The sequence below is a fragment of the Pontibacter sp. SGAir0037 genome (genome assembly GCF_005491705.1).
GTDB lineage: Bacteria > Bacteroidota > Bacteroidia > Cytophagales > Hymenobacteraceae > Pontibacter.
The window spans coordinates 4,776,039-4,794,811 of sequence record NZ_CP028092.1; the positions used below are offsets into that span (position 1 = coordinate 4,776,039).

The window sequence follows — 18,773 nt, forward strand, 5'->3', positions numbered from 1 at the left end:
ATACTACCTTCAGGCAAAAACTGTGAGGTATATTATCAAGTATACGTATCTTAGCAATACAGGTGCAACAGTCGTTAAAGAGCACCGCGCAAATAATCTCTGTTAACTAATACTACACCAGACATATTTAAACCTCTATGAAAAGAATATTCTTGTACGTGTGCTGCGGTATAACTGCCTTGGCTCTAAACGCAGGCTGCTCATCCGACAACAAATCGAATAATGATGTAGCTAAAACCGGCCCGACCGAAAATGAGCAGGCAGAAGATACAGGCATCAGCTTACCGACAGGTCCTCTGGATAAAGACCTGGAAAGAATAAAGCTGCCGCAGGGTTTCCGGATAGATTACTATGCCAAAGGTGTTGAAAACGCACGTTCAATGGCTATAAGCCCGTCTGGGATTGTGTTTGTAGGTACGCGTACTGAAGACAAGGTGTATGCTGTGGTGGATGAGAACAGAGACGGAAAAGCAGATGAGGTAGTAGAAATTGCTTCCGGGCTGAACTCACCCAACGGAGTGGCTTTTAAAGATGGGGATTTGTATGTAGGAGAGATCAACCGTATCATTCGTTTCCGTAATATAGAACAGAGTTTTCGCAATAAACCTCAATTTGAAGTAGTAACCGATACGTATCCGAGCGACGCGCACCATGGCTGGAAGTATATAGCCTTTGGCCCTGACGGGAAACTGTATGTGCCTGTTGGTGCGCCTTGTAATATTTGCAAGAGTGATAATCCTGTTTATGCTACCATCACACGCATCAATGAAGATGGTACAGGCCAGGAAATTTATGCAGAAGGTGTGCGTAACTCAGTAGGGTTCGCCTGGCATCCTGAAACAGAAGAGCTTTGGTTTACCGACAACGGCCGCGATATGTTAGGCAATGATGTTCCTTCGGATGAGTTGAACAGAGCACCTCAGAAAGGTTTACATTTTGGTTATCCGTACTGCCACCAGGGCGATATTTCTGATCCGGAATTTGGCAACCAGCGCAACTGTAACGAGTTCGAAAAGCCTGTTCAGAAACTGGGAGCGCACGTTGCCTCTTTAGGCTTTAAGTTTTACACAGGTAACATGTTTCCTGCCAAGTATAAAAATCAGATTATAATGGCACAGCATGGCTCCTGGAACAGAGACAGCAAAGTAGGCTACAGGCTAATGACGGTAACGCTGGAAGGAAACAAAGCCGTGGCTTATGAACCATTTGCCGAAGGCTGGCTGGAGGGCGAAGATGATTGGGGGCGCCCTGTGGACGTGGTAACAATGCGGGATGGTTCTTTGCTGGTGTCAGATGATAAGCACAATGCCATCTACCGGATCACGTACAGTAGTAATGCCGCCGCTACCGCCAATCAGTAGGGTTGGTTGCTGTACAGAACCTGAGCAACGGATGTATCAGAATAAGCTTTAGGTAAAAGTACAGGGGCTTTTACCTAAAGAATGTTACCTGTACTTTTACTTCTTTTATAAAGGTAAGCCAGTAGTGCCTGGGCAGGAGAAAGGAAATAAGAAGCGTAACTGGTGCATATTGCCAATTTCTAAATCAGGAAGCCTCTAACTAGCAATTGATGAAAAACAAGGATGTTAAAAGATCAGACGTTGAAAAGAAGTTAATCGGGAGACGGGAGAAAGTCTCTTTCCCAGAACTCGGAATAGAGGAGATTGAAGCCAAAATTGATACCGGGGCTTATACTTCAGCTATTCATTGCTCTGATATACACGAAGAGGTGCAGCCAGACGGTACAAAAGTAATAGCACTGGATTTGCTCGATCCTTCCCATCCGCAGTACAACCATAAAAAATTAAAATTCTCTGAGTACGATTTCAGGGAAATTAAAAACTCTTTTGGCGATGTGCAGGAACGATACGTTATCACTACTAAAATTCAGGTTTTCGACGAAGTGATAGAAGCAGAGTTTTCGCTTTCGGACCGTAGCGATATGAAATACCCTGTTCTGATTGGCCGGAAGCTCCTGAAAGGCAGGTTTGTGGTAGATGTTTCCCGAAAAAATGTCGCCTTTAAATCAAGAAACAAGCAACAAAAGAAGATATAATATTTATGAAAATAGCCATTCTCTCCCGTAATCCCAAGCTGTACTCTACAAGGCGATTAGTAGAGGCGGCACAACAGCGGGGGCATGAGGCCATCGTACTCGACCACTTGCGCTGCGACTTGGTAATAGAGCAAGGTAACCCGCATATTCTTTATAAAGGAGAGAGGCTAAGCGGAATTGATGCTGTTATACCTCGTATAGGTGCTTCGGTTACGTTTTACGGAACGGCGGTAGTACGGCAGTTTGCCATGATGAAAGTAAAAAGCGCGGTAGACTCTCAGGCTATTCTGCGCTCCCGCGATAAGCTGCGCAGCCTTCAGATCTTGTCAAGAGCAGGGTTGGGTATGCCTAAAACCGCTTTTACCAATTACTCTAAAAACACGGCTGAACTGGTGAAAGAAGTAGGTGGTGCTCCGCTGGTGATAAAGTTACTGGAAGGTACGCAAGGCCTCGGAGTAGTGCTGGCCGAAACAAAAAAAGCTGCTGAATCTGTTATTGAGGCATTTCATAACCTGAAGGCGCGCATTATTGTGCAGGAATTTATAGCCGAAGCGGGCGGTGCCGACATTCGTGCTTTTGTGGTAAATGGCGAGGTGGTGGGAGCCATGAAGCGGCAAGGAAAAGAAGGTGAATTCCGCTCTAACCTGCATCGTGGCGGCAATGCCAGCCTGATTAAGCTTACCCGGCAGGAGAAAGCGGCGGCACTGCTGGCCGCTAAATCTTTGGGCCTAGGTATTGCAGGCGTAGATATGCTGCAGTCGAAAAGAGGACCGCTTATACTGGAGGTAAACTCTTCTCCGGGGCTCGAAGGAATTGAAAAAGCTACAAACAAAGATATTGCCGGAAAGGTGATCAAATATGTGGAAGACCTGGTGCAGAAGAAGACCACCAAGAAAATGACCGAGTAAAGCATGCCCGAATCAATTATTATCAATGGTAAGTCTATAGACAGAGGAGAAAAAGTATTAACAAAGCTGGTCATTTCAAAGCTGCCGAGTGGCACCGTTATCGAAATACCTGTGTATGTTTTCCGTTCGGTGCACGATGGGCCTGTTGTGCTGCTTATGGCAGGTATGCATGGCGATGAGGTGAACGGTATTGAAATTGTGCGGCGTATGCTTACCAAAAAGATGCTGTACCCGCTAAAAGGGACCATTATTGCAGTGCCTATACTTAATATCTATGGTTTCCTGAATTTCTCCAGGGAGGTGCCGGATGGAAAAGATGTTAACCGCAGCTTTCCGGGTAGCAGAGATGGCTCTTTGGCAAGTCGTGTAGCGCATCGTTTCATGAAAGAAGTAATGCCCTATGTAGATTATGGCGTAGACTTTCATACCGGTGGCGCCAGCCGTACAAACTATCCGCAAATCCGCTGTGTGATGAGTGAGCCGGAAAATGTGGAACTGGCAAAAGCCTTTGCGGCTCCCTTTATCTTAAATGCACCTTACCGGCAGGGCTCCTTGCGAAAAGAAGCTTTTAAATTAGGAAAACACATTCTGGTATACGAAACAGGTGAGAGCCTGCGCTTTGATGAAGTAGGCATCGCAACCGGTATAGAAGGCACCTGCCGCTTGCTGCGCCACCTGGGAATGGTTGAAGCAGCTCCTGCAGCTACTAAAGAAACAATTGTGTGTTCAAAAGATCTGTGGATAAGAGCCAAGAACGCAGGTTTATTCAGAAGCAGCATCCGGTCAGGTGATTATATCAGGAAAAACCAATTAATAGGTACCATTACAGATCCTTATGGAGAAATGGAGGTAAAGGTTAACTCACCTGCCGCCGGTTATATTATAGGAGTAAATAACATGCCCGTTGTAAATCAAGGCGATGCTTTGGTGCATATCGGGTTTTAAGCCTTGGCTTTAAAAGTGTAGGTAACAGATAAGGTACCGCTACTCCTTTGTGAAGAGCTTTAAAGCAAGAGGGGCCGCTGCAGATGTGCAACGGCCCCTCTTGCTTTAGGTTAAGCAGGTTTCTAGTTTAGAATACATAGCGTACATGCAGGGCGCTATCCCAGAAGCCACCTCCGCTAGGTATGTTTATGTAAGGCTTGATATCAGCACCAATTGTGAAAGGAATATCGCGGATATAGTACTCAAGGCCCAGAATGCCATCTACACCCACTCCAAAAATGCCCTTATCGCCATAGCGTCTGTGGCCCGCGTTATAATAATAACGGCCATTATAAAAACCAACGTGTCCGCCAATACCATAGTACCATTGCAGGCCTCTTGCGTTAAAGGCAGGAGCATGCTTTTCATACAGCACGGTAATTACAGTGCCTCTGTAGTTAAAGCTTGTACTTAAAATCCCTTCGATAGCGGCATCACGTTCTATGAAGTGCTTTACAGTAAGACCTGAGGCTACACCACCTCTTAAGCCAATGCCTGTTGTGTATTCCTGTGCCTGCACTGCAGAAAAAGCGGCTACAAGCGCAAGAGTAAAAAATAGGCGGATAAAAGTTTTCATGTTTTATTGTTAAAAAGGTTGAACTGTGGCAGAAGAGCATTGCTCGTCCTGTTTATGCCGCAAAATTATAACTTCTAACGAAGAGAAGAGAAAATATTACACAGAGGTTTTATTTTTTAGCTGTGGTTTTATAGTCCTGCAGGTAAACTGTCTTTTTTGTTCGTCGGGCTATCAGCTTAAAAAAAGAGATAAAGTTTTGCTGGTCAAGCTGTAGCGCTTTAGCAAACGGATCAGGCTTTCCTTTCTTCTCGAAATCCTGTATATAGTGTTGCCTGACCACGTCGGCTTCTGCCAGCTCTTCTGCTGCCTCAATCTGCACAAGGCCTGTTTTCTCCCAGAGTTTGCGCCACCAGTCGGTTGTATGAATAAAATACCAGTAGTTTTGGTAATCTTCCTGCAGAAAGGAAGGCACCTGCTCCAAAGATTTTATTTCCTGGGTGAAGCATACATCTACTATGGCAATGTAGCCGCCAGGCTTTATGAAGCGGGCAATGTAAGGCAGGTATTTTTCGTCGGTGCCGAAATAGGTATATGAGTCTACTACTACCACAACATCAAAGTACTCTTCTGCAAATGGCAGCGCGCGGGCATCGGCTTCGAGCGGAATTACCTTGTCTTCGCAGCCTTCGCTTTTGATGCGTTCGTAGTTGGAACTGGCCGAGATAGCCTCGTCTACAGCCCATACTGTAACGCCAAATTCCTTTGCCAGGAAAATAGAGCTGATGGCTTTGCCACAACCAAGATCCAGAACACGCATTCCGGCTTTCAGAGGAACCGACTTCGTTAAGCTTTCGAGGTTGAAAAGCACGTTTTCGCCCATAGAGTGCTTGCGCACCCAATCCGGATCGTAACGGGATGCTTTAGGGAATATATGATGTAGAGTTTGCTCCTGCATAAATTATTGCTGCTTATATGATAAGACGAGGTTTTACCTCCCTCGTTTGCACCTGAAAGAAGCTCTTGCTTAGTGCTTAGCAGCTTACGGAAAGGCTGGGCTTACGGTTGAGAACCAAGTTTTTCAATTTGGTCGGAAGGGTAAATATGAATACCCGGCTGCTCCCGTGAGGCAGCCTGCAACATGGCTTTTGCAACTGTTTCGCCTTGTATAGGCCTGTATTTTTTTAGAGGACCGATCATCAGACTGCTGAGAGGCTTCATAATGGCAGCACCAATTGCCTCTCCCAGGCGTTTTTCAGGTCTGTCGCCAAGCAGGAGCGAAGGGCGGAAAATCTGTACTGACGTAAAGCTGTTTTTCACAATGTCAGCCTCCATTTCTCCTTTCACTCTGTTATAAAACAGGCTCGAGCCTGCATCTGCTCCCATGGCCGAAACCACTAAGAACTGAGAGGCCTGCCTGTTGGCGGTAATGTTAGCCAGCTGCACAACATAGGTATGGTCTACCTTGTAAAATGCATCCTGAGAGCCTGCCTTCTTTATAGTGGTGCCAAGGCAACAGTAAATATCGTCAGCTGCCAGTTCGGAGGCAAACCTTTTCAGGTTGTCAAAATCAACTACCAGTTGTTCCAGCTTAGGGTTGATGAGGGGTAGCTCGCGGCGACCAACCGAAATAACCTGGCTGTAGCGATCGCTACTTAAAAGGTAGTTGAGGCAGTGGCCACCTACTAAACCACTGGCTCCGGCAATTAGGGCGGTTCTTATTCTTTGCATGAGCTACTATTTATGCTGGAATTACGCTTTTGCAGTTAACTTGGCTAAGAAGCCAGCATCTTTCTCCTGTCAGAGCGCTAAAACTTGTCTTCAGGAGTATTTAGCTGGATATAATCTTCTGCTATATAGATTATGCCTGCTTTATAAAGAGAACCAATAGCCTTTTTAAATGTTTTCTTGCTCATGCTCAACATGCCGTAAATTTCATCTGGGCTGCTTTTATCAGAGATAGGTAAATAGCCTTTGGCTTTTTTCAGAACATCCAATATTTTGTCAGCGGCTTCTGTTATTTCATCTTTTGCACTGGCAGTTCTGCGAAGGGTTACATCTATTTTGTTGTCAGGCCTGATTGCCTTAACGTAGCCCTGCAGTTTATCCCCAACCTGCACATGCTGGAACACTTCGTTCTTGTAAAGCAAACCAGCATAAAGCTGATCAATGATAACTTTTATCCCTATATCGGTAAAGCCGGTTACCAATAGGCTCACCTGTTGATTTTCGGTAAGTTCTATATTTTCGTTCTGCAGGTATTTGCCCAGTTTGGTAGTGGCCACAATACGGTCTGTTGTTTCATCCAGGTAGATGTACACACAGTAGGTGCGCCCCGTAACCATGCGTTCTTTTTGATGATGCAGAGGTACCAGCAGGTCTTTCTCCAATCCCCAATCCAGAAAAGCGCCAATGGGAGTGCTGTCTTTCACCCTGAGGCAGGCAAATTCCCGTACCGTTGCCTTTGGTTCTGCGGTTGTGGCAATTACACGGTCTTCGGAATCACGGTAAACAAACACGCGCACCTTGTCCCCAATGCGGGCTCCAGCAGGTACATATTTCCTGGGGAGCAAAATATCGCCATCCTCAGAAGTTAAGTATACACCAAAATCCACTTCGCGTGCTATTTCCAGTTCATTGTAATTGCCGAGGTCTACCATAGTTTTAATAGGTTGTTCTTGTATGCTGCAAAAATAGAGAAAATAAAGCAGAAGGTTTCAGGCCAGCCGCTCTGCTACTTGGTACGTGCCTGTTAAAAAAAGCTGTTCGCTACGATTAGCGAAACTGTGCTACACCGGGCCTGTTAAACCGGAAGTCCTCAAACTCATAGTAAGGGCGGGATGTCTGAAAGAAGCGGAAGCTATTGAGGTTTTCGTACTCGGGCATTCTGGGGTAATAACCCAGCATAATCTGGATTGTACTGAACGACAAATATTCGTTTCGAAACCTGAAGCCGATGCCATAACCATGGTAGGGTTTTTCTTTTAGTGGTGAACTGCTGTTGCCGACCGATAGCCATGCCAGATCTGCAAAAGCAACCGTAGCCAGCCTGAAGCCAAACACCGAAAGTGGAGTATAAAGGTTGGCTTCGTAATTAACTACCATGCGTCTGCTTCCGCGCAGGAATTCCGATCTGAAGCCTCTCAACCCCTCTTCGTTATTAATAGAAATCAACTCTTCGGGATTTCGGTTAATGCCATAGGTGGTGCGAGCCATAATATAGTGGCGTAGCTTCCAGTTGTTCCGCTCGTATAGTTTCGTAAAGTAGAGGGCCTCTAGCTCAAGTACTCCTTGTTCCCATTCGCTGCTGGTAACAAAAGAGCTATAAGCTGCTCTGCCAAACAAATAACCGAAGCTAGGGGCATATTTGGCAAAGGCGAATTCTGTGCCGATGTACCGCCTGTTTTCCCGTTGCCCGAATTCCTGACCCATGGTAAGAGAAACGCGTGTGCCGGCTGGTATGTCTTCTGTCCGGCCAAAACCATATAAGTAGCGGTCTTTATAATAACGCCTTACACTATAACCGATGCTAGATAGCAGCAGCGTGTTGTTCTGGTAATTGTCGGTAGGAGTTTCCGTAAATTTAGTGTCTATGGCCCTGACACCAAGAATCAGCCGTCCGCGGGGCTCGAAGCCGAGGTTATAAGATTTAAACCGGAAGGCCCTGCCAAGCCAGAAGTCACGCCTGGTATATCCCAGGTTTCCGAAGCCTGGCGGTGTAACATCATCAGGGCCCATAGGCAGGAGCAGCCGCTCATTTATCCAGCTAACTCCTACAGCACCTGCATACTTGGTATTGGTGGCAAAAAAGTCGCGGCTCAGAAAAGCACTTTTCTCCTGATAATAGTTCTGGTTAATATAGTTAAGATCTGCTGATATATAAGTCCGGCCAATGTTCTCAATAGTATATTCGCCGGTTAGCTCCCATGGGCGGGGTGCCACCATATTAAACCGGTAAGACGAACGCAGCTGGTGCCCCTGGCCTAAGAAGTTGAGTTCCCTGATAGCAGCTCTTCCTGAGCCGGAGGAAGGAGAGTAGGAGCCTGAGCCTCCCAGGCTGAAGATGTCTTTGGCAATAACAACTACATCCACGCTGTCCTCTGTTGTGGAATACTCGTCCACGACAATGCGCGTGTCTAAAATATATTCTGTCTGGCGGAGGAGGCGTTCCGATTCTACAAGGGCTAAAGGCTCCAGGGGAGCGTTCTGCTTAAACAGCAGTTTGTTTCTTATTAAGCGCTTATTGGTTCTTACGTGCAGGGAGTTACCGGCTTTCTCAAAAAAATTCTTCGGTAATTGTGTAGTGTCGGTAATAGAGTAACCAAAAGGATTTCGTGTGATAACTTCAATAGACCTGACAATTTTATAGTTATGCTTTTCATACTCCCGCTCTATCAGCTCTGCATCTAAACCCGTCAGCTCTTCATCTTTTCTGTCGAACACAAGCACCGCTTTCAGCAACTTACCCATAATGGTTTTTCGCTCTGAGATTTCGCGGAGTCTGCTCATAACCCGCTCATCGAATTTCTGCGTGGTATCGGTTCGGGTGCTATCCTGTGGAGGTGAAACTTCCTGTGCCAGACATAGCTCCGTTAGCAATAACAATATTGCCAGCAGTGCGATGCGTGTAAAGAAATATAAAGGGCGACAAGAAGACATATATAGATATACGTGGCTCAGATGCAATTAATGCCACCTAATATAACGCAAATAAATGGTAGTTGTGATAATGCCTTAGGGTCAATTTCAGGACGGAAGTTTTACGCAAAGCGGTGTGTAATGTTTTAACTGTGTTTGCTAATAAAATTAGTTGTGTTGATAAAATGTGAATAACTTTTAGCTAAAAATATTGGTAAAAAAGACTGCGGCTAGTATTTTTAAATTATTAAAGCAAAAGTAAATCAGGGAGATGGAGGATAAAGTGATTGAGAAACTAAAGATATTAGCAGATGCTGCTAAATATGATGTTTCTTGTTCTTCCAGTGGGGGAAAGCGAAAGAATGAGAATAAGGGTTTAGGAAATGCAGAGGGAATGGGTATCTGCCATAGTTATACCGAAGATGGCAGGTGTGTGTCTTTGCTGAAGATACTACTCACCAATTTCTGTATTTACGATTGCTCCTACTGTGTTACCCGCAAGAGCAACGATATAAAGCGGGCGGCATTTACAGTGCAGGAGGTCGTAGACCTGACCATTAATTTTTATCGGCGCAACTATATAGAAGGGTTGTTTCTGAGCTCCGGCATTTTTAAAGATGCAGATTATACGATGGAGCGCTTGGTAAGGGTGGCAAAGAAGCTACGGCAGGAGCATAAGTTTAACGGGTATATTCACCTTAAAACAATACCTGGTGCCAGCGAAGAGCTGATAAAGGAGGCAGGCTTGTATGCCGACAGGCTAAGTGTAAACATAGAGTTGCCTTCGGAGCAGAGCTTACAGCAATTAGCACCGGAGAAAAACTATAAGGAAATACTGGTGCCAATGGGCTCTATTAAAGACCAACTGGTGCAGGCGAAGGAAGAAAGCAGGTTGTTTAAAGGAGCTCCGGTGTTTGCACCGGCAGGGCAGAGTACGCAACTAATAGTAGGGGCATCGGCAGAAACCGATAAGCAGATTTTGCAGCTGTCTGACCAGCTGTATAAAAACTATAGCTTAAAGCGGGTATACTACTCCGGCTATGTGCCGGTAAGTTCCGATAGCAGGTTACCTATTATAATGGAGCCACCTATTATTCGTGAAAACCGCATTTACCAGGCAGATTGGCTGATGCGCTTTTACGGATTTAATGTACAGGAGATTCTGGACGAGCATCATCCGAACCTGGATTTGGATGTGGACCCGAAATTGGCCTGGGCTTTGCGAAACCGGTATTTTTTTCCCTTGGAAATAAATACGGCCGATTACGAAATGATTTTAAGAGTGCCGGGCATCGGTGTGAAGTCTGCTCAGAAAATTGTGTCCGCCCGGCGTTTTGCACCACTGCAGTTTGAGCATTTGCGCCAGATGGGGGTAGTACTCAAGAGGGCAAAATACTTTATAACGTGCAACACCAAAAGTATGCTGCGGCAGGAGTTGGATTCGCTGCATATCAGGAATAAAATACTTTTTGGAGAGGGCTCTAAGCGAAGTGCATTATTAACACAGCAGCTGGACCTGTTTAAGCAAGTAGGCTAAGTAAAAGTAAGTGCAGGAAGCAATGTGAAATGGCCAGAAAAAGAATTCATAAGAAAACTTTAACATCAGATCAATCATCTTCCCAACCAATAGATAGTAATGTTATGAGAAAGAATCAGAAAGTTGCCCGCGTATCCCTTTGCTGCAAATTAAATATGCTGGTTCCGCAGTTGCAGAGCCTCTCTGCCAGATTGCAATCTGATGCACCGCATGATACATCGCGGGCGCATCATAATTCCAAGTAAACCATGAATTTGTGCCACTATAGCTACGATGGCTCATTTGAAGGGCTGCTGACAATTATATTCGAAGCCTTTGAGCGAAAGGTCTGGCCAATTAGTATAGAACAGGAAAGCATGGCACAGCCTTCTATGTTCTACGATACTATTGTTATAACAGCAGATGCAGTAAAAGCCGGAAGGGTATGGAAAGGGCTGGAGAAAAGGCTTACCACCGAAGCATTGCAGGCTCTGTATTATACTTATCTGTCGGAGCAGCCCGAATTTGAAAAACTGATATTTGATTTTGCCCGCCTTGCCTTTGAGAGTAAGGAAGATATAACAGGCAATTTTACAGTAGCAGCAGTGCTTAAAGTACAGCAGATCCGAAAGCAAGTGCATCGGGAAAAGCATAGGATGGAAGCGTTTGTGCGTTTTCAGAAAACGGCAGATAACCTGTTTTATGCGGCTATCTCACCTGATTATAATGTGCTTCCGCTCATCCAGGGGCATTTTGAAAGAAGGTACGCCGATCAGCAGTGGGCTATTTATGATACCAAAAGGCACTATGGCCTGTATTATGATTTAACATCCACGGCCATTGTAACGCTGGATGAACCGCTGCTGCAGCATAAAGCTATAGGCATACTCCCTAATCATGCTTATCACCTGGAGGAAGAAAAATATCAGCAGTTATGGCAGGTGTACTTTAAGCATGTAAATATACCCGAGCGCAGAAACCCGAAGCTGCATCTGCGGCACATGCCCAAACGCTATTGGAAATTCCTGTCTGAAAAGCAGTCGGGTTAAATATTCAGAAACCTTACCTGTACGTATTTAAAGCACTTTGTTTCGGGAGGAAGAAGGTTTTTTTAGTAAAAAACAACTTTTTTGTAACAAAAGGCGGATTTTATAAGTATAAAATACTATATATATCTTTAATTATGGTAGGTTGTGCCAACTGGATTGGCTTTATGTAACAATCTGCTATACAACTTATAGATTATTACTTATGAATTCCCGCATCAGAAAGAAACTCATCCAAGTGGCTCGTGGTCGAGCAAATCTTATGTCTTTTCAGAACCTTGTATATGAAGCCGAACTAGGCCTTAACCTGGATAATTCTTTTGAAAAGTCTCAGCTAAACGAAGTTATATGTGAAATCTCAGAAGAAGAGCATGCTGCTGGAAGGCCATTGCTAAGCTCTCTTATCCCGGTTAAAGGGCAAAAAAACCAAGGCGATGCATTCTTCAGATTATGTGAAAGATTAGGATACGGCGACTGGAAAGATCTTAAAAAAGATCCTCAATTCATAGAAGAGCAAAGGGAAGCATGTCGTTCTTTCTGGCAAGACAGTAAAAACTTTACCTCCTATCTTTAATATTTAGCAGGAAGTAAGCCTACATTCATATAATTAGCTTCCTGACTGGCTACCCCTTTACAAACGAAGAAGCCTGTGGCATCTGCCACAGGCTTCTTCGTTTGTAAAGGGGTAGGAAAAATCTGCTAACAACACAGCAAAACAGCATTCAACTTGCCGGGGCATAAAGTAATAACATCAAATCAACACCAAAATCAACCTCACATTGCCTTCAGCGCCACATCATAATTTATTAACGAATAAATTAAATAAATATTATATAGTAGTATTGAATTTATCTATTAAAATATTTTAATTTAGGAGGCAATTTGATGGGTGTCATGGTTGGGCCTGTACGAGCCCCAAAAAGATCATCAAGCTAAGCATATTCATAATACTCTTTCAACACTTTTTCTATGAAAGCAAAAGCTTTTGTTAAATTCTATTGCTGCCTTATCATTCTGGCAGGAAGTTACTTTTCTGTTTCAGCTCAGGATGCGGGTGCAAAATTCGGTAAAATTGAAGAGCAGGAACTGGCTCTTAAATCCTTCGAAGCTGATACCAGCGCTGAAGCAGTAGTTCTCTCCGATCATGCCTATTCTCATTTTAACTTTACAACCGGCAAAACACAGCTGATTTTCGAGCGGCATACTCGTGTCAAAATTCTCAAGAAATCTGGCTATGACTGGGCAAACGTTTCTATTCCGTTGTATCAGAATAATTCCAGTAAGGAGAAGGTGAACAGTATTAAGGGCTTTACCTATAATCTGGTGGACGGAAAACTAACCAAGGATAAGTTAGAGACAAAAGCTGTTTTCGAAGAACAAATCAACGAACATTGGTCGTCTAAAAAATTTACGATGCCTAATGTAAAAGAAGGTTCTGTAGTAGAGTATTCCTACATAATTGTATCAGACTTTATATACAACCTGCGCGATTGGGAGTTCCAGACCTCTGTGCCTACAGTCTGGAGCGAATATGAAGTGCAGATGCCGCAGTATTTCGATTACAAGTTCCTCTATAATGGTTATCATCCGTTCCATAAAACAGGTAAAGGTGGTGGTGACAGCTTCGATCTGGATACTAACAGAGGTGTGTATAGCTGGAAAATGAAGGATGTGCCCGCCTTAAAAGAAGAACGCTATATAACCACCTTGGATGATTACAGAGCGAAGATAGAATTTGAGCTGCAGGTTGTGCACCATCCGGTTGAAGGTTCTAAAACAATGACTGGCGAGTGGAACCAGGTAATTGACGAGTTGCTGTCGAGTGAGCGTTTCGGAACTCAGTTGAACCGGAAAGGCTACTTTAAGAATGAGGTAGCTGCTATTCTTGCCAAGTATAACACACCTGAACAGCAGATGGAGGCCATACACGAGCTGGTAAAAAAGAAAGTGAAATGGGATGGCATGCACTCTATCTACACTGGCGGCCCTCTGCGTAAGGTATACGACAATGGCAAAGGCAACGCGGCCGAAATTAACCTGATGCTGACGGCTATGCTGCAAGAGGCAGGTTTAGAGGCAGCACCTGTGCTGGTTAGTACCAGAAGACATGGCAAAATTTATAAAGCAACACCTCTGCTAACTAAATTCAACTACATAGTAGCTCATGTAAAAATAGACAATAAAGACTATCTGCTCGATGCTACAGATCCTTTGTTGCCAGCCGGTATGCTGTCTTATCAGTGCCTGAATGGTGAAGGAAGGCTGGTAAAATCTAAAAGCGATGTCTGGCTGCCATTAAAGCCTAAAGCTAGTTATACAGAGTTTAGAATAGGGGAATTTGCCATTTCTGAAACTGGTGAAGTAAAAGGAAAAACTACTGATTCCTATCAGGGCTATAGCGCCCTCGATTTAAGGCGTTCAATTCTGGAGGCGGGAGAGCAGAAGTATGCAGAAGAGCATAACAAGAGTGCCGGAGACTATAAAAGAAGCGGAACAGTTTTCAAAGATCTGCACAGTGTGGAGAAGCCGCTGGAGCTAAGCTATGAAGTTCAGGTAGAGGGAAATAAGCAGCAAAATAACCTGATTTACCTGAACCCGATGATGGGGCAGAATTTGAAAGAGAACCCATTCAAGCTTAAGTACCGCTACTACCCTGTCGATTTTGCGGTTCCGATAGATGAAACGCTATCTTACCGTTTTACACTGCCCGCTGGCTATACTTTAGATGAAAAACCAGCGCCTGTAAGCATTGCTTTGCCTAACAAAGGCGGACAGTTTCTCTATAGAGTAGAACAGCAGGGGAATGTAGTAACGCTTATGAGTAAGATCAGCATCAATAAAACTGTGTTTGGAATTGAAGAATATCCATACCTGAAAGAACTGTACGACCAGATTGTAGCTAAACAGGCTGAAAGTATAGTGATTAAAAAAGGAGAGGGTAAAACACTATAAGATGTATCCAAGGCTTCTTTAAATCTGAAGAAAAAACTTCCACCTTTATATTTCGTGCTTATGAAAGCAGTAACTTCTACTAAATTATTTCTGCTACTTCTGTGCCTGATGGCTACTTCTGTTGTTGCACATGCGCAAGAAGCGCCAGCCAAATTTGGCAAAATTGAGGAAAGCGAGCTAAAAATGCTCACCTACGACAAAGACACAAGTGCTGCAGCTGTAGTACTCTCCGATGTTGGCAATACTTACTTTACTTACTACAAAGGATTCCAGTTTGTGTTTGAGCGGCAAACCCGAATAAAAATTCTGAAGAAGTCTGGCTACGACTGGGCCAACATTTCTATCCCTTTTTATCAAAAGAACGCTTCCAAAGAAAAGGTTATAAACATTAAAGGCTTTACCTATAATCTGGTAGATGGCAAAGTGGTGAAAGAGAAGCTGGAAGGAAAGGCTATTTTTGATGAACAGACAAGTGAATACTGGTTCACTAAAAAGTTTACCATGCCGAATGTGAAAGAAGGCTCTGTAATAGAATTTTCTTATACCATCACATCCGACTTTTTATACAACCTGAGAGAATGGGAGTTCCAGGATTTTATTCCTATCGCTTATAGCCAGTATAAAGTACGCATTCCGGAGTATTTCAACTACAAGCTGAACCAGCAAGGTTACCTGCGCTTTAGCGATGAATCTAAAACTGAAAGAGGCAGGGAGAAGTTCACTGTTACCTGGGAGGCCTCTATTGATGCGGGTTTAGGAGGAGGAAGAACACCTGGCGGTTCTACGCAGGTAGAGGCGGAGAATGTAACCCACCTATGGGTTGTAAAAGATGCACCTGCCTTACGCCCGGAAAGTTTTATTACCACTATGCGCGACTATCAGACTAAACTTGAATTCGAGCTTCAGACAGTAAAATATCCTGGTGAAATACCAAGGGTAATGACAGGCAACTGGGACGAAGTAACAGTGGACTTGATGAAGTCAGAAAATTTTGGAACACAGCTGAGAAGGAATGGCTTCTTTAAAAATGAAATAGCGGCCATTGCGGCCAAATACACTAAGCCAGAGGAGCAGATAGCTGCTATACACGAACTGGTTAAGAAGAGTGTCAAGTGGAATGGCAAGTATCATTATTTAACAACCGGGCCTATTCGCAAGGCTTTTGATAATCACATAGGAAATGCTGCAGACATTAACATACTGTTAACAGCTATGTTGTTGGAAGCAGGTTTAGATGCGGCACCTGTCCTGGTGAGTACCAGAGAGCACGGTCGCCCGCCTTTGGGTTCTCCTATGCTGAACAAGTTTAACTATGTATTGTCGCATGTTAAACTAGGCGATTATGAAGTGCTGCTCGATGCCACAGATCCCCTGTTAACGGCAGGAATGCTGCCTTTCCGTTGCCTGAACGGCCAGGGCAGGCTTATAAAGAATGGCGACAATCGCTGGGTGGACCTAAAGCCTACGGGGCAGCAGACTTCTTTTTTTACCAGCACGCTTACAGTATCAGAAACCGGCGATATGTCGGGTAAGGCCACAGAATCGAACGGCGGGTATAATGCCTTATTTATGCGCAGAGTTATTCTGGAAGAAGGCGAGGACAAGTTTGCGGAGAAAATGGCGAAAGAGTCTGGGAACTATAAAATTGAGAATGCCAAGGTTCAGAACCTGACAGATCTGGGAAAAGCCCTGGAACTTGTATACGACATCAGAGTGAGCGGCAACGGCCAGAAAAACAGCATGCTTTACATTAACCCTATGTTGAGCCAGGCAGAAAAAGAGAACCCTTTTAAACTGGAAGAAAGGCTATACCCGGTAGATTTTGCTGCTCCGAAAGACGAAACATATATATGTACCATTACCATACCGGATGGCTTTGAAGTAGAGGAATCGCCCAAGAATGCTGTAGTGGCCTTACCTGAGAATGGAGGCAGGTTTATGTATGTTGTGGAAAAGAATGGAAACAAAATCCAGATACTGAGTAAAATCAGTATTAGCAAACCTGTGTTTTATGCCCCGGAATATGCTTCCTTAAAAGAGTTCTACAACCAGATTGTGGCGAAACATGCTGAGCAGATAGTGCTTAAAAAAATCGCGCAAAATTAGAAAGTACCATAAAATCGCTGCTGTACCGGCAGCGGCTTTTCTGCAAATACTCCATAGCTTAACAAAAATACCATCCTACTATTTAGGTTATACCATTACGAAGCGTATGAAAATTTTTACCAATGTGCTTAGCTATAGTTTAAGCATTGCATTTTTGATACTTGCTGTTGTATTACCTGGCAGGGCATACAGCGCTGATCTTGAGAAAGGGGCTAATGTGATTGTGTCGGAAGAGACAACGTTTACAGTTAATTCGATAAGCAGTGGAACAACGCTTGTTAAAACTACTATTACCATTCTGAATGATAACGGAAAACGTAGAGCAAAGCTGTATGTGCCTTACGATAAACTTAGTAAAGTAGACTTCATCAAAGGAACGTCTTATGATCGCTTCGGCAAGAAAATTAAAACTTTAAAGAAAAGCGATATTGTAGATGTTAGCTCTATTAATGATTTTTCCTTGTTTGAAGATAATAGGGTGAAAATTGCTGATCTTACCCATACTTCTTACCCTTATGTAGTTGAGTACGAGTACCAGACTACCTCTAACAATATGCTTTTTTATCCTACTTGGGCTCCTCAGGATGATGATAAATTAGCAGTGAAAGACGCCTCCTTTAAAGTTTTAATGCCGAAGGGGATGAATCTGCGTTACCAGGAGTACAATTTGCAGGAAAAGGTAAAGCAGGAAAGCACGCCTACACATGAGGTGTATGTCTGGAAAGTAAATAACTTAGCTGCTGTGGAGCTAGAACCATACGGACCTTACTTTTCAGAGGTAATACCAATGGTGCGAACAGCCCCAAATGATTTTGAAGTACAAGGCTACAGAGGTAACATGGAAACCTGGGAAGCTTATGGAAAGTGGATTAACAAGCTGAACGAAGGCCGAGGAGTACTGCCAGAGGCAACTAAAAAGAAACTGCAGGATATGGTAGCCAAAGCACAGGATCCGGCAGAGAAGGTGAAAATAGTATACAATTACCTGCAGCAGAACACACGCTACATTTCTATACAGTTGGGTATAGGTGGCTGGCAACCTTTTGAAGCTTCTTTTGTCGATGCAAAAGGATATGGAGATTGTAAAGCTTTAACAAATTACACGCAGTCAATGCTGCAGGCAATAGGTATAGAATCTCATCATGCTTTAATCAGGGCCGGAGATAATATTCCTAACATACAGGCCGATTTCCCGAGCTCACAGTTTAACCATGTTATTTTGTGTGTGCCGATGAAAGCGGATACGCTATGGCTGGAATGTACAAGCCAGAATGCATCGGCAGGTTATATGGGAAGCTCAACAGGAAACCGCAATGCTTTACTAATAACACCAACAGGTGGTAAAATAGTAAAAACACCTGATTATAAAGCCCCTGATAATTTACAAAAACGTTCTATAGCTGTTAGCCTGGACGAGAAAGGGAATGGCCTGGCCCGCATCACAACATTATATGCGGGGGAACAGCAGGAGTCTTATGATGGAATGATGAATCATCTCAAGCCCGAAGACCAGAAGAAATGGCTTTATAACAATATTAAAATGCCTTCTTTCGAAATAGCAAGTTTTGCTTTTAACCAGACAAAAGACCGGATTCCTACTGTAACAGAAAAGCTGGAGCTGAACCTGCGCCAGTGTGCTACCCTAAGTGGAAAACGAATGTTTGTTACCCTTAACCTGATGAACAGGTGGGAGTCAGCGCCACGTCAGGTAGAAAAGCGCCAATATGAAGTGGTGCGTGGCATGTCGTTCTTTGATATAGACACCGTAGAATATCAGATACCGGTTGGTTATACTTTAGAATACCAGCCACAGGAGGTTGTGCATACTTCGCAGTTCGGAGAATATAAGGCAAAGGTGCAGGTAGATGGGCAAAAGCTGGTTTATATCAGGTCGCTGCAAATGCACAAAGGCCGTTACAACAGAGATACTTATCCGGCCATGGTAGAGTTTATCAACAACATTGTAAAGGCCGACGGACAGCAGGCTGTATTTGTGAAGAATATAAATTAATGTTAGCTTTTGGCCGTTCGTAGACTACTACTTTCTTTCGCT

15 protein-coding genes are annotated in these 18,773 nt (G+C 44.0%); 10 read left to right on the forward strand and 5 right to left on the reverse strand.

Going from position 1 to position 18,773, the window contains the following annotated elements; genetic code table 11:
• The first annotated feature begins 137 nt into the window (after nucleotides 1-137).
• The 4 genes from C1N53_RS19800 (at nucleotide 138) to C1N53_RS19815 (ending at nucleotide 3,909) form a co-directional block, all read left to right on the forward strand.
• Nucleotides 138-1,361 carry a sorbosone dehydrogenase family protein gene (locus C1N53_RS19800; RefSeq protein WP_137760959.1) on the forward strand — a complete coding sequence of 408 codons (1,224 nt, stop codon included), beginning with the start codon at nucleotides 138-140 and terminating at the stop codon, nucleotides 1,359-1,361.
• Nucleotides 1,362-1,570: 209 nt separating this feature from the next.
• The gene (locus tag C1N53_RS19805; protein ID WP_137760960.1) at nucleotides 1,571-2,056 is read left to right on the forward strand and encodes a RimK/LysX family protein; all 486 of its coding nucleotides are present in this window, start codon (nucleotides 1,571-1,573) and stop codon (nucleotides 2,054-2,056) included.
• A 5-nt stretch (nucleotides 2,057-2,061) separates the two neighbouring features.
• Nucleotides 2,062-2,964, forward strand: coding sequence for a 30S ribosomal protein S6--L-glutamate ligase (gene rimK, locus C1N53_RS19810; protein WP_137760961.1), 903 nt, complete (start codon nucleotides 2,062-2,064; stop codon nucleotides 2,962-2,964).
• Nucleotides 2,965-2,967: 3 nt separating this feature from the next.
• A complete protein-coding gene (locus C1N53_RS19815; RefSeq protein ID WP_137760962.1) occupies nucleotides 2,968-3,909 on the forward strand; it encodes a succinylglutamate desuccinylase/aspartoacylase family protein in 942 nt (313 codons plus the stop codon).
• A gap of 127 nt (nucleotides 3,910-4,036) precedes the next feature.
• Here C1N53_RS19815 and C1N53_RS19820 read toward each other — a convergent pair whose 3' ends face one another.
• From C1N53_RS19820 to C1N53_RS19840, 5 genes are all read right to left on the reverse strand, one after another.
• A complete protein-coding gene (locus C1N53_RS19820) occupies nucleotides 4,037-4,525 on the reverse strand; it encodes a hypothetical protein (RefSeq protein WP_137760963.1) in 489 nt (162 codons plus the stop codon).
• A 109-nt stretch (nucleotides 4,526-4,634) separates the two neighbouring features.
• Nucleotides 4,635-5,420, reverse strand: a complete 786-nt coding sequence (locus C1N53_RS19825; protein ID WP_137760964.1) for a cyclopropane-fatty-acyl-phospholipid synthase family protein — start codon at nucleotides 5,418-5,420, stop codon at nucleotides 4,635-4,637.
• 101 nt (nucleotides 5,421-5,521) lie between these two features.
• Complete coding sequence (locus tag C1N53_RS19830) at nucleotides 5,522-6,193, reverse strand: oxidoreductase (protein ID WP_137760965.1); 672 nt, start codon at nucleotides 6,191-6,193, stop codon at nucleotides 5,522-5,524.
• 77 nt (nucleotides 6,194-6,270) lie between these two features.
• Entirely contained in the window at nucleotides 6,271-7,122 is an 852-nt protein-coding gene (locus C1N53_RS19835; protein ID WP_137760966.1) for a S1 RNA-binding domain-containing protein, read from the reverse strand.
• Between the two features lie 115 nt (nucleotides 7,123-7,237).
• Nucleotides 7,238-9,121, reverse strand: coding sequence for a hypothetical protein (locus C1N53_RS19840; RefSeq protein WP_137760967.1), 1,884 nt, complete (start codon nucleotides 9,119-9,121; stop codon nucleotides 7,238-7,240).
• A gap of 250 nt (nucleotides 9,122-9,371) precedes the next feature.
• On the opposite strand from C1N53_RS19840, the gene C1N53_RS19845 reads away from it, so the two are divergent.
• From C1N53_RS19845 to C1N53_RS19870, 6 genes are all read left to right on the forward strand, one after another.
• Entirely contained in the window at nucleotides 9,372-10,637 is a 1,266-nt protein-coding gene (locus C1N53_RS19845; RefSeq protein ID WP_137760968.1) for a putative DNA modification/repair radical SAM protein, read from the forward strand.
• Between the two features lie 248 nt (nucleotides 10,638-10,885).
• Complete coding sequence (locus C1N53_RS19850; protein WP_137760969.1) at nucleotides 10,886-11,665, forward strand: TIGR03915 family putative DNA repair protein; 780 nt, start codon at nucleotides 10,886-10,888, stop codon at nucleotides 11,663-11,665.
• A 202-nt stretch (nucleotides 11,666-11,867) separates the two neighbouring features.
• A complete protein-coding gene (locus tag C1N53_RS19855; protein WP_240773294.1) occupies nucleotides 11,868-12,236 on the forward strand; it encodes a hypothetical protein in 369 nt (122 codons plus the stop codon).
• Between the two features lie 395 nt (nucleotides 12,237-12,631).
• A complete protein-coding gene (locus tag C1N53_RS19860) occupies nucleotides 12,632-14,614 on the forward strand; it encodes a DUF3857 domain-containing protein (RefSeq protein ID WP_137760970.1) in 1,983 nt (660 codons plus the stop codon).
• 60 nt (nucleotides 14,615-14,674) lie between these two features.
• Nucleotides 14,675-16,720, forward strand: a complete 2,046-nt coding sequence (locus C1N53_RS19865; protein ID WP_137760971.1) for a DUF3857 domain-containing protein — start codon at nucleotides 14,675-14,677, stop codon at nucleotides 16,718-16,720.
• 106 nt (nucleotides 16,721-16,826) lie between these two features.
• Nucleotides 16,827-18,731 carry a DUF3857 domain-containing protein gene (locus tag C1N53_RS19870; RefSeq protein ID WP_137760972.1) on the forward strand — a complete coding sequence of 635 codons (1,905 nt, stop codon included), beginning with the start codon at nucleotides 16,827-16,829 and terminating at the stop codon, nucleotides 18,729-18,731.
• Nucleotides 18,732-18,773 lie beyond the last annotated feature (42 nt).

Coding starts and splice junctions, on each gene's coding strand:
- C1N53_RS19800 (WP_137760959.1), top strand. CDS start 138: ATGAAAAGAATATTCTTGTACGTGTGCTGCGGTATAACTGCCTTGGCT.
- C1N53_RS19805 (WP_137760960.1), top strand. CDS start 1,571: ATGAAAAACAAGGATGTTAAAAGATCAGACGTTGAAAAGAAGTTAATC.
- rimK (WP_137760961.1), top strand. CDS start 2,062: ATGAAAATAGCCATTCTCTCCCGTAATCCCAAGCTGTACTCTACAAGG.
- C1N53_RS19815 (WP_137760962.1), top strand. CDS start 2,968: ATGCCCGAATCAATTATTATCAATGGTAAGTCTATAGACAGAGGAGAA.
- C1N53_RS19820 (WP_137760963.1), bottom strand. CDS start 4,525: ATGAAAACTTTTATCCGCCTATTTTTTACTCTTGCGCTTGTAGCCGCT.
- C1N53_RS19825 (WP_137760964.1), bottom strand. CDS start 5,420: ATGCAGGAGCAAACTCTACATCATATATTCCCTAAAGCATCCCGTTAC.
- C1N53_RS19830 (WP_137760965.1), bottom strand. CDS start 6,193: ATGCAAAGAATAAGAACCGCCCTAATTGCCGGAGCCAGTGGTTTAGTA.
- C1N53_RS19835 (WP_137760966.1), bottom strand. CDS start 7,122: ATGGTAGACCTCGGCAATTACAATGAACTGGAAATAGCACGCGAAGTG.
- C1N53_RS19840 (WP_137760967.1), bottom strand. CDS start 9,121: ATGTCTTCTTGTCGCCCTTTATATTTCTTTACACGCATCGCACTGCTG.
- C1N53_RS19845 (WP_137760968.1), top strand. CDS start 9,372: ATGGAGGATAAAGTGATTGAGAAACTAAAGATATTAGCAGATGCTGCT.
- C1N53_RS19850 (WP_137760969.1), top strand. CDS start 10,886: ATGAATTTGTGCCACTATAGCTACGATGGCTCATTTGAAGGGCTGCTG.
- C1N53_RS19855 (WP_240773294.1), top strand. CDS start 11,868: ATGAATTCCCGCATCAGAAAGAAACTCATCCAAGTGGCTCGTGGTCGA.
- C1N53_RS19860 (WP_137760970.1), top strand. CDS start 12,632: ATGAAAGCAAAAGCTTTTGTTAAATTCTATTGCTGCCTTATCATTCTG.
- C1N53_RS19865 (WP_137760971.1), top strand. CDS start 14,675: ATGAAAGCAGTAACTTCTACTAAATTATTTCTGCTACTTCTGTGCCTG.
- C1N53_RS19870 (WP_137760972.1), top strand. CDS start 16,827: ATGAAAATTTTTACCAATGTGCTTAGCTATAGTTTAAGCATTGCATTT.